At 67.0% G+C, this 10,894-nt stretch carries 6 protein-coding genes and 1 pseudogene; 2 read left to right on the forward strand and 5 right to left on the reverse strand.

The features are described from left to right. Positions 1 to 750: pseudogene (locus A9X01_RS09445) on the reverse strand (PE family protein); the annotation flags it as partial. A 1,549-nt stretch (positions 751 to 2,299) separates the two neighbouring features. Here A9X01_RS09445 and A9X01_RS09450 point away from each other — a divergent pair. Beyond that, positions 2,300 to 3,643, forward strand: a complete 1,344-nt coding sequence (locus tag A9X01_RS09450; RefSeq protein ID WP_065120506.1) for a lipase family protein — start codon at positions 2,300 to 2,302, stop codon at positions 3,641 to 3,643. 27 nt (positions 3,644 to 3,670) lie between these two features. On the opposite strand, the gene A9X01_RS09455 is transcribed toward A9X01_RS09450, so the two are convergent. Continuing rightward, entirely contained in the window at positions 3,671 to 5,953 is a 2,283-nt protein-coding gene (locus A9X01_RS09455) for a putative bifunctional diguanylate cyclase/phosphodiesterase (protein WP_065120507.1), read from the reverse strand. Positions 5,954 to 6,087: 134 nt separating this feature from the next. Beyond that, positions 6,088 to 7,014, reverse strand: a complete 927-nt coding sequence (locus tag A9X01_RS09460) for a LysR family transcriptional regulator (protein ID WP_065120509.1) — start codon at positions 7,012 to 7,014, stop codon at positions 6,088 to 6,090. Positions 7,015 to 7,178: 164 nt separating this feature from the next. Here A9X01_RS09460 and A9X01_RS09465 point away from each other — a divergent pair, with 164 nt between their 5' ends. After that, positions 7,179 to 8,282, forward strand: coding sequence for a ferritin-like domain-containing protein (locus tag A9X01_RS09465; RefSeq protein ID WP_065120511.1), 1,104 nt, complete (start codon positions 7,179 to 7,181; stop codon positions 8,280 to 8,282). 4 nt (positions 8,283 to 8,286) lie between these two features. On the opposite strand, the gene A9X01_RS09470 is transcribed toward A9X01_RS09465, so the two are convergent. Then, positions 8,287 to 9,873, reverse strand: a complete 1,587-nt coding sequence (locus A9X01_RS09470; protein WP_065120513.1) for a PE family protein — start codon at positions 9,871 to 9,873, stop codon at positions 8,287 to 8,289. Positions 9,874 to 9,997: 124 nt separating this feature from the next. After that, positions 9,998 to 10,894: S-methyl-5-thioribose-1-phosphate isomerase (gene mtnA / locus A9X01_RS09475; protein WP_065120515.1), on the reverse strand; the 897-nt coding region annotated here is incomplete at its 5' end.

Consider the following 10,894-nt stretch of genomic DNA (forward strand, 5'->3'; position numbering starts at 1 on the left):
CCACCCTTGCCGCCGCCGCCGTCGGTGCCGCCGCTGGCGCCCGCGGTTCCGCCGGTAGTGCCGGCCGCCCCCGTCGCCGCCATTCCCTCCCCAGCCGCCACCGGCGCCACCGAAGTTCACGACGGCCTCTCCGCCCGCCCCACCTGCGCCGCCAGTTGCACCGCCATAACCGCCCGCACCCCACAACCAACCTCCAGCACCGCCCGCCCCGCCGGCACCGCCCACACCATTGAGGACCGCTCCGCCGGCACCACCAAGCCCGCCGGTCCCGATCAGCCCGGCGGCCCCGCCAGCGCCACCGGCCTGACCCGGGGCGCCCGCCGCACCGGAACCGCCGTTGCCCCACAACAATCCACCGGCACCACCAGCACCACCGGGTGTCGTCGCATCCGCACCGTTACCGAGCAGTGGCCGCCCCAACCACGCCTCGAACGGTGCATTGATAGCCCCCAACACCACCTGCTGGGCATTAGCGGCCTCTGCAGCCCCATAGGCTGCCACGTTGCTGGTCAGCCGCGCCACGAACTGCTCATGGAACAGCGCAGCCTGCACGCTCAATGTTTGGTACTCGATGGCGTGGGTGTTGAACAACGCCACGATGCCCGCCGACACCTCATCGGAGGCCGCGGCCAAAATCTGCGTCGTCGAGGCAACCGCGGCCGCATTGGCCGCGCCCACGGCCGACCCGATCCCCGCCAACTCGGAGGACGCCGCGGTCGCCCACTGCGGTACCACACTGACAAACGACACAGCCGACCTCCCGAAATTGGCGGGAACAGCCCCGACGCCAGCTCCGGACACGGCACCCGGTCACCACCACCGACCCGGGAAAGACGCGACCTCGAAGCGCCGGGTGCAGGCCCGCACCCGATACCCGCCCGGTAATTTACGTTTGCGCAACAGGGTCGGTACAGTACTTTCGTAGGTTTCATGCACAATGCCCAAAGATCGATGCCCATCCCCGCGTATCTTGTGCAAAATGCACACTCTTCGGCCCACGCGGTCTACTGAGCTGTCATGTGACGCCATACGCCGACGGGTGGCTGCAGAAACTCCTTACAAGCGCAAGATTACGTGTGATTTCTAAGCGAATTCATATTCACCTAGATAATTGCGTTTTCCCTTCACCTCGAGTGACTGCAAACCCCGTCGGGTACGCGAGTACGCTCCTAGCGTCCACGTCACCCGGTAATCGCCTGCCGACCGGTCACGCAGTTTCGGCTGGTTAAAAATTTGCTACCGCGTCACCAACCAGCCTTCGTCCGGTATGTGCAGATGGCTCCAGGCCTAGCTCGTGTACCGCATGTGGCTCTGCGGACTTTCCACGTGCCGTTTGCCGCAGTCAGGAGACAATCCCGCTGCCGCGGAGGCAACCGGCCGATGTGATGGACGAATTAATTCCAAAGTCCGATGATTTCGAAGCCCGGGCGAGAAATTCGCTGCAAGTGCAGACGACTTAGCCTCATAACGTACATGCACCCATTCCTCAGTTATTGGAATCAGCGCTTGCAGAGAATTGCAACGCCAATTCTCACCGGATCAGCGCGGCCAGGAAATGGACAGCTATTCCGCCATGCCAATGAGTAGCGACCGCCGGTCAGGTTCTGATGTTCGGTAGGTCTGCCGACAGTCGCATCCGGCGGATTGCGTGCAGTGCCTCCTCGCGGTGTTTGGCGGATTTCAGCCAGGCGGGCAGGCGTTCGATCATGCTCATCGACCCGAGCCATTCGCCGCGCTGGCGAAGTGGGGCGGCAAGGTAGGCCTCAAGCACATCGAGGTGTGCTGTGTTGTAACACCAGAGCGTGTGACCGCCGCAGCAGTCCGTCTGCAGCCACAGCGGCAGCCCGAAGAACGGCTCAATGGGTCCACTTGGCTCTGGTACGACGGCAACGCCGTCATACGTGCGGGGTGCGGTCCAGGCGCGGGTGTGTCCGCACCGGAGACAGCTGAGTCGTCGGCGGGTCTGATCCCGCCATTTGCACCGATCCCAGGCACCAGCCGGCAAGGAGATGATCTGGGCGCAGCCCTGACAAGCTGGGCACCGAACAAGGATCTGCTCACCAAAGCAGCACAGCCGTTTCAGAGAGTCCGAGAACCGGTGGTTGTTTTCTCCAGCGGTTCCCGTCATTCCATCATTATCCTTCGGCAGCGTCTTGCTCGTCGGCGCCGGACGGCACTGACGACGCTGGGTCCGGCGGGTGTGGACATCACCACGGTTGAAACCCGGTACCGCGGGTAATGGAAACGGCAGGCGGCGACGTCCCAGCCGTCAGTGATACGCCGAGGGGTCGACACACCGATGGACAGCCATTCCGCCACGTCAGTAAAACTTGCGGGCCCGCCGCACGAAGAGCTGCGCCGCAGCGAACGCCCTATCTCACCCGACGACGACCCCTTCTACCAAGCGCCACACGGATACGAGCAGGCCGAACCGGGCACGGTATTGCGCTCGCGCGACGTCGAGATCGGATTTCTCGGTCTTGTCCCCCAGCGAGTCAACGCCACGCAGCTGCTGTATCGCACCACGAATCTGCACGAAGAGCCGGAAGTCGCCGTGACGACGGTGCTCGTCCCGGCGCAGCGCGCCGCGGATGCCGCTTTTCCGGTCCTCTCGTATCAGTGCGCGATCGACGCCGTGGCGTCACGCTGTTTCCCCTCCTTTGCCATGCGGCGGGGCGCGCGTCCGATCGGTGCGTTCGTCCAAGCCGAGTACTTGCTGGTGACCGCGGCGTTGGCCGAAGGCTGGGCGGTTTGCGTACCCGACCACGAGGGCTGCCACGGCATGTGGGGCTCCCCGGTCGAGCCCGGCTACCGGATTCTGGACGGGCTGCGTGCCGCGATGCGCTGCGAACGCCTGGACCTGTCGCCCGCCGCACCGGTCGGCATGTGGGGGTATTCGGGGGGCGGCTTGGCGTCGGCGTGGGCGGCCGAACTCTGCGAGCGATACGCGCCGGAGCTCAATGTCGTTGGCGCCGTTCTGGGTTCGCCCGTCGCGGACCCGGGGAGTGTGGCGCGCCGCCTCAATCGCAGCTTCTTCGCCGGCCTCGCCGCGCTGATGATCTCGGCCCTGACGCAGGTCTTTCCCGGCGCACAAAAGGTTGTCGACGAGCACGCGACCGAAGAGGGCAAGGCGTTGCTGGACAAGCTCCAGACAATGACGACAGCCCAAGCCGTATGGCAGTTCCGCAACGTCGACATCGGGTCTTACGTCGACATGACGGCCGACGAATTATGGGATCTACCCGAGGTACGGCACATCTTCGACGAGACCAAGCTCGGCAAGTCCAGACCGAAGCCTGCCGTGCTGGTCATACAGGCGGTGCACGACGGAATCATCAGTGTCGACGATGTCGATGCGCTTGTCGCCGAGTACGAACGCATCGGCGCAGCGGTCACCTATCACCGCGACCGGTTCTGCGGCCATCTGCTGTTGCATCCACTGTCGGCGCCGATGGCGCTGAGGTGGCTGCGCGACCGATTCACCGCCCGGCCGGTCGACGAACACAAGACCCGCACCGTGTGGCCGACGCTGTTCAATCCCTCGACGTACTTGGGAATGGCCAAGCTGGGCATCATCACGGCCAAGGTCGTCCTGGGGCGCACCATAGAACGCCAACCGCTGTCGACGACGGATGCCGAGTAACCAGCCGGTTCGGTCGGATACGACGACTCAGACGGCCGGCCGCTGCGACTCCTTCGCCCGGGCGAGGTCGTGGATCGGCGCAGGCCGTCCGAACAGATGTCCCTGGGCAAGGTGACATCCGGCGGCCCGGACAATGTCCAGCTGTGACATCGATTCAATACCCTCAGCGATCACGGAAAAGCCCAGCTCATTGCAGAGACCGATGACCGACCGGTAGAGGGCCAGGTCGTGTACTGGGTCGGCGCCGACCGCCAGACTGCGGTCCAGCTTGACGATGTTCACCGGCAGCGCGTGCAGATAGGTCAGCGAGTTGTAGCCGGCGCCGAAATCGTCGAGGGCTACCCTGACGCCGATCGCGTGGAGCCGGGTGATCTGGGCCGCCGCGTCGGCGAGGTCGACGATCGGTACCGTCTCGGTGATTTCCACGACGAGGCGGGCCGGCGCGATCCGATGCCGCTCCAGCGTCCTTTTGACGTGCTCGACGAAACCGGTGTTCCCCAGGCGCGCCGCACCGATGTTGACGTGGATGTCGACGTCCAATCCGGCGACGCGGACTTCACAGCAGGCCAGGTCCAGGACCATCGCATCCAGGGTTGCGCCCAGGCCAGCGGCTTCGGCGGCCATGACGAACGTCTCGGGAGCGATCTGCATGCCGTTGGGTGCGGTCCACCTGGCCAGCGCCTCCACGGCCTGCAACGTTCCCTCGGGAACCCGCACGATCGGCTGGTAGGCCAGGCCGAATCCGGCCGGCACCCCGCCATCGGCCTTACGTAACGCGGTCGGGAAGTCGGCCCTGATACCGGTCAGCGGTTGATAAATCACCGCGGTGTCCTTGCCCAGCCGTTTACCCGCGTACATCGAGATGTCGGCTTGCCGCAGCAGATCGTCGGACGTCTGCAGCCCGTCCTCGACGTCCGGCCGCACCACGCCAAGGCTGGCACGAACCCGCACCGATGAACCCTGAAGCGGGAACGGATCCCGAAGCGCCACCCGGAGCCGATCACTGACCGTCTCGAGCTCCTCCACGTCTTCATGGATCAAGATCGCGAACTCGTCGCCGCCGATCCGGGCCAGCGTGTCGCTGTCCGTGACGCATCGCTTGAGCCGCTCCCCGACCGCGCAGAGCAGTTCGTCACCGGCGGCGTGCCCGAACCGGTCGTTGATCTCTTTGAAGTCGTCGAGGTCGATGAAGATCAGTACGAACCCGCCGCCTCGCATCGCTTCGTCGAGCCGGCGCGCGAACAGAAGCCGGTTGGGCAGTCCGGTCAGTGCGTCGTGATTGACCTGATGTGCGAGTCCAACTTGCGCCAGGTAAAGGCGCTGACTGAGCAGCCACTGCGCCCGCATCGCGATCACCTGGCGGGTGGTCACCAGCGCCACCATGAGCACCGTCAGGCAGACCGCAAACGGGCCTAACCAGTGCCCTCCGAGTACGTGGTACGCGAAAAGCACTGCGATTCCGAGAAATCCGATATACGGCAGGATCAACCGCATCCAGTCGATGCCCCGGTCGCTGTCTTGGGCGGGCGCCGGCTGGGTCGGATACTCCAGCATTGCGAACGCGACCATCACCGGGCCCAGGATCGATCCGATGCCGCCCCAGAGGTCGCCGCCCTCGGCGCCGACTTTGCGGAGGTAGGCGACGACTCGGTCCGAGGTCGCCATGAGAACGAGTCCACCGGCCAGCAACAGGTAGTTCAGCCGATATGGCCGGTCCGGGTCATACACCATGGCGATCAGAACCACCGCGGCCACGATCACCACTTCGGCCGCCGCGAACACCATTTCGATCGCGGGGATGCCCGACCGGGGCAGGGAGACCGACGATCCCGCTCCGAACCCGCCCATGATGGCCAGGATCAGAAACGATAGCCCCGCCACCACTCCGTCGATGACGCTGGTAACCGGCGGGCGCCACAGCAACCCGTCTCTTCCGAACACGTTCCCGCCGGAGTACACCAGCAGAACCACCCCCGTGAGGGCGAGCACCGGCAACGACAGATGGGCGGCAACGCCGGGGGCGGTGGCGACGTGATCCTCGGTGTTGTCACCCAACCACCACAGCGTCTGACCGAACAGCCACAACCCCACTCCCACCATGTAAATCAGTCGCCACCAACGCGACAGGCCAGTCACCCGCCAGCCGACCATGAGGCCGCAGCAGACCGCCGCCAGCCCGGTGCCTAGCTGGAGAAGCGTTTCGCCGCGATGGGACGCCTGTTTCCCCCATAAGGCGAGCGAGTTGACGACTACCAACAGCGTCACGACGCAGAAGATGTACAGGCGCGCGCGAGACCTCAAGGTCGACACCAGCGCCTCCCCTCGTGACTGGTCGGTTGCTCGCTTTGCAAAGCCCCCGGGATGACGGTAGCCAACTGGCCGCACGAATGGCATCACAGGTCGGCGCCGACACCCAACAAAATGATTTGCCAGGGCCGCGCGATTCAGCGACTAGTTGCGATGTGGTTGAGCAACTCCCTGGCTGCCCCAGCCGGCGGCGTGCGGGCGCCCAGCCAAATAGCCCGTATGTCGCGTTGTAAATCCAGACCTACGACCCGAACGGCACGCAGCCTGCCGTGCAGAAGGTCATCGCCGACGGCGGCCCGGCTCATCACCGCCGGCCCCGCCCCGGCCAGCACGGCGGCGCGAACCGCTGCGGCAGAGGCGAATTCGAGTGAATGCGCTGCAGGTTCCGGTTGATCGCCCGCCAGGGGGTCCTCGACACCCAAGAGCAGCTGCCAACCCGATTTGCGCGATACCAGCGGGATCTCGCGAAGCTCCGCTGCGGTGACCGCGGCCGAACGCCGCACCCACTTGTGGTCGGGCGGCACGACAACGACAAGCTCGTCGCGTCCGATGACGCGACTGCGCAGGCCGGGAAACACGCCTCGGATCTCGATGAAGCCGAGCTCTACCCGACCGTCACGCACAGCGGCGATCGCTCCCTGACTGTCGGTGGTCACGAAACTGACGGCAGGTGCCGAAGCGCCGTGCCGAAGCGCCGCCGCTTGCAGCGATACCAGCCACCGCGGCAGCAGGTGCTCGGCCACCGTTTGGCTAGCCGCCAGCTTGAGCTCGCTACGACGCTCGGCGCGCAGGGACGCCAGCCCGGCATCGACGCGTTGGGCGACATCGAGCACCTGGTCCGCCCATTCGACGACCACCTCACCCGCCGGGGTCAACTGGGCGCCGCGCGTGGTGCGTGTCACCAGGCGCAGACCGATCTGCGACTCGATTGAGGTCAGCCGGGCCGAAACGGCCTGCTGACTGATTCCTACCGCACGGCTGGCCGCGTTCAGACTGCCCGCCTTGGCAATCGCAGACAGCACCTCCAGCGCGGACAGTTCCGGCATCCGGGCGCTCAGGGCCACGCCTGATCGTAGCGTCCGAAACCCGCTGGTCGAGGATGAATGACAGCCACGACGCGCTGTCAGGATCTGTTGAAAAGACCGGGCTTGACGCCACCGCCGCGGGCGGCGCAGTGTGATACTCGTCATATGACCGCTAGTCACAGCAGGTAGGAAGGCGGCACCCCATGACCACGAAAGACAAGTACACGGAGATTCCGGACCCGTATTCGTGGGAGGTGCCCAGCGCCGGCGACGCCCGCTTCACCTGGGAGTACGACGAGGGTCGAGCCCGCCTGCTTTCCCTGTACCAAAAGGGAAAGGACAAGCAGTGGGATGCTCAGCTGCGTATCGACTGGGGCCAGGACGTCGACCCGAACAACCCCGTCGGGCTGCCCGACGAATTTCATCCGCTGTTCGGCAGCCCAATGTGGGATGCCGCTGACGAAGCACGTCGCGCCGAGATGCGTCATCACTTCCAGGCTTGGCAGTTCTCGCAGTTCCTGCACGGCGAGCAGGGCGCCATGGTGTGCGCCGCCAAGATCGTGGAGGTCGTGCCTGATCTGGATGCGAAGTTTTACGCGGCCACCCAGACCATGGACGAGGCCCGGCACGTCGAGGCGTTCTCCCGCTTCCTGCAGGAGAAGGTCGGCCTGGTCTACCCGATCAACAAGCACCTGACGGCGCTGCTGGACGACACCCTGCGCGACTCACGCTGGGACATGCCCTATCTCGGCATGCAGGTCCTCATCGAGGGCCTCGCGCTCGCCGCCTTCGGGGTCCTGCGGGACATGGCGGCGCCGGGCTCGCTGGCCAAACAGGTGCTGGCCTACGTCATGCAGGACGAGGCCCGGCATGTCGCGTTCGGCCGCATCTCGTTGAAGGACTACTACGCCGCGCTGACCGAAGCCGAGCGCGACGAGCGCGAAGAGTTCGTCGTGGACGCCTGCTACCTGATGCGGGACCGATTCCGCGGCGAGGAGGTTTTCGAGACCCTCGGCATGGATGTGGAGGAGTGCGCCGCCTGGGTCGATGCCTCTCCGCTGATGATCCAGTTCCGCTCTCACCTGTTCAGCCGCATCGTGCCGATCGTCAAGGACATCGGGTTGTGGGGCGACAAGGTGCAGAAGGCATTTTCCGATATGGGTGTGCTCGATCTGGCGGGCTCCAACATCGAGGCGCTGATGAAGGCCGACGAAGACCAAGCCGAGGCCCTGGACAAGGCGCACGCGGAGATGGCCGAGCGGGCGCTTGAGGTGGACCAGGTGATCGCCGCGGGCGCCAGCAGCTAGCTGCTCAGAACCCCGTCAAGCCGTCCGAGCCGACAATCTGACCGCCGGTGCCGCCGGCGCCGGCTTTCCCGGCCTTGCCCGGGGTGACGGCGAACCCGCCGTTGCCGCCGTTGCCACCGTCGCCGAACAGGACGGCGTTGCCGCCCCGACCGCCATCACCGCCGGCACCCGACGCGTTGACGGTGGTGTTGATACCGCCGTCGCCGCCTTGACCGCCGTGACCAAGCAGCCCGGCCATGCCGCCGGCCCCACCATCCCCGCCGATGATGGCGCTGATACCTCCCGCACCACCGGCCCCGCCATCGCCGACGAGCAGGCCAGCACTGCCACCGGCCCCGCCGTCGCCGCCAATCGCTGCATTGGACGCGGCGCCGCCGCCACCACCGCTACCGCCGAAGCCGAAGAGCATGCCGGCGCGACCGCCGGCCCCACCCTTTCCACCGATGGCGCCGGAGGTGCCGCCCGCGCCACCATTACCGCCGGCCCCGGCGAATATGCCGGCCGCGCCGCCGGCACCACCATTCCCAGCAATCGAGCCGCCGCCGCCCCCGGAGCCGCCGTCCCCGCCATCACCAAAGAACATGCCTGCCTTGCCCCCGGCCCCGCCGTCGCCGTTAATCGCACCGCCGCCACCACCGGTGCCACCGGCACCGCCATCGCCGCCGAACATGCCCCCGTTACCGCCGGCTCCGCCATCACCGCTGATTGCGCCCGCGCCGCCGCCGGCGCCACCGAAGCCGCCGGTACCGCCGCTGCCGATAATCCCGCCGCTGCCACCGGCCCCACCAGGACCTGCAACGGCGGCATTTGTGAACCCGCCGATACCGCCGGCGCCGCCTTCGCCGAACAGCCCCGCGGTTCCGCCTGCACCGCCGGCACCGCCGTTACCCCCAGCGCCGTTGCCACTGCCACCCGCGCCGCCGGTGCCACCCGCACTGAACAGGCCACCCGCGCCGCCGGGCCCGCCGTTGCCACCGGTGCCGGCAGCGTTGAAGCCACCGGGGCCGCCGTTGCCGCCCCCGCCGAACAGCAATCCGCCAGCGCCGCCCGCGCCGCCGGAAGTGGTACCCGGTCCGCCAGCCCCGCCGGCGCCGCCGATTCCGATCAGCCCCGCGGCCCCGCCGGCACCGCCGTTTTGGCCGCTTCCGCCGGACCCGCCGTTGCCGCCACTACCGATCAACAACCCACCGGCTCCACCGGCGGCTCCGGTGCCCGGGGCCCCGTTAGCGCCGTTGCCGATCAGCGGGCGCCCGGTCAGCGTCAAGAAAGGAGTGTTGATCGCGTTGAGCACGGGCTGCAGCGGCGTGGCGGCGGTGGCTTCGGCGGTGGCATACGAAGCCGCGCTGTTGGTCAAGGTCTGCAAGAATCTGTCCTGGAGCGCCGCCAATTGCGCGCTGAGCGCCTGGTAGTCCCTACCGAAACCGGAAAAGCCCGCCGCGATTGCCGCCGACACTTCGTCGGCGGCTGCCACCAGAACACCCGTCGTATGAGCCCCTGCGGCCGCATTAGCCGCGGTGAGTGCCGATTCAATATCGGCCAGATTTGCTGCTGCCGTTGCCAGCGCCTCCGGCGCCGTGATCACAAACGACATTTGACACCTCCCGGCGCGCCATGACCTTCGTCATGCCCCCCGGCGGATCGCGGCTAACCACGCGATGAATACATTTTCGCGCTCCAGGGCACGGCGTCGTGGCGTTTTGCCGAGATCCGTCGCCTTATCCGGGCGGCCGGTAGCGCCCACACTCGGTGACCACCGCGGTGATCAGCTCGGCCGGTGTCACGTCGAAGGCCGGGTTGAACACGTCGGCGTCCGGCGGAGTGACGGTGGCGCCGACGAATGTACGGAGTTCCTCGGGCGCGCGTTCCTCAATGGCGATCTCGGCGCCGCTGGCGAGTGACGTGTCGACCGTCGAGGAAGGCGCCACCACGACGAGCGGCACCCCATGGTGATGCGCCGCGATGGCGAGGCCATAGGTGCCGATCTTGTTGGCGACGTCGCCGTTGGCCGCGATGCGGTCGGCGCCGACAAGCACACAGTCGACGAGGCCGCGGGCCATAGCTGCGGCCGCCGCGCTGTCCGGCTGCACCCGGTAGGGCACGCCCGCCTGGGCCAGTTCCCATGCCGTGAGCCGCGCGCCTTGCAAAAGCGGGCGCGTCTCGTCGACCAGCACCGACTCGACCAAGCCCCGCTCGTGCAGGTGCCACACGACGCCGAGCGCACTGCCCCAGGCCACTGTGGCGAGGTGGCCGGCGTTGCAGTGGCTCAACAGCCGCAGCGGACGGCGATCGCACAATCCGACAACGATCTCGGCGGCGTGGGCGGACGCCGCGCGGTTGAGGCGTTCGTCCTCGTCGAGGATCTCCAGCGCTTCGGCAAGTACTGCATCCGCGCCCCCGTCGAGCTTCTCCAGCGCGCGAGCCACCCCCCAGCTCAGGTTGACGGCGGTCGGTCGGGCCTGCGCGACGCGTGCGGCTCGTTCTTTCAGGGCCGTCAAGTCGCCGCCTTCACGCGCCGCGAGCACCACGCCGAGTGCGCCCGCCGCGCCGAGTGCCGGAGCACCACGCACCGCCAGCCGGCGGATCGCGTGGATTAGCTCATCGACCGTGCGCAG

Source organism: Mycobacterium asiaticum (assembly GCF_001668675.1).
GTDB lineage: Bacteria > Actinomycetota > Actinomycetes > Mycobacteriales > Mycobacteriaceae > Mycobacterium > Mycobacterium asiaticum_D.

Excerpts from the sequence above, each read along its gene's own strand:
- A9X01_RS09465 (WP_065120511.1), top strand. The coding sequence starts at position 7,179 with ATGACCACGAAAGACAAGTACACGGAGATTCCGGACCCGTATTCGTGG.
- A9X01_RS09450 (WP_065120506.1), top strand. The coding sequence starts at position 2,300 with ATGGACAGCCATTCCGCCACGTCAGTAAAACTTGCGGGCCCGCCGCAC.
- A9X01_RS09470 (WP_065120513.1), bottom strand. The coding sequence starts at position 9,873 with ATGTCGTTTGTGATCACGGCGCCGGAGGCGCTGGCAACGGCAGCAGCA.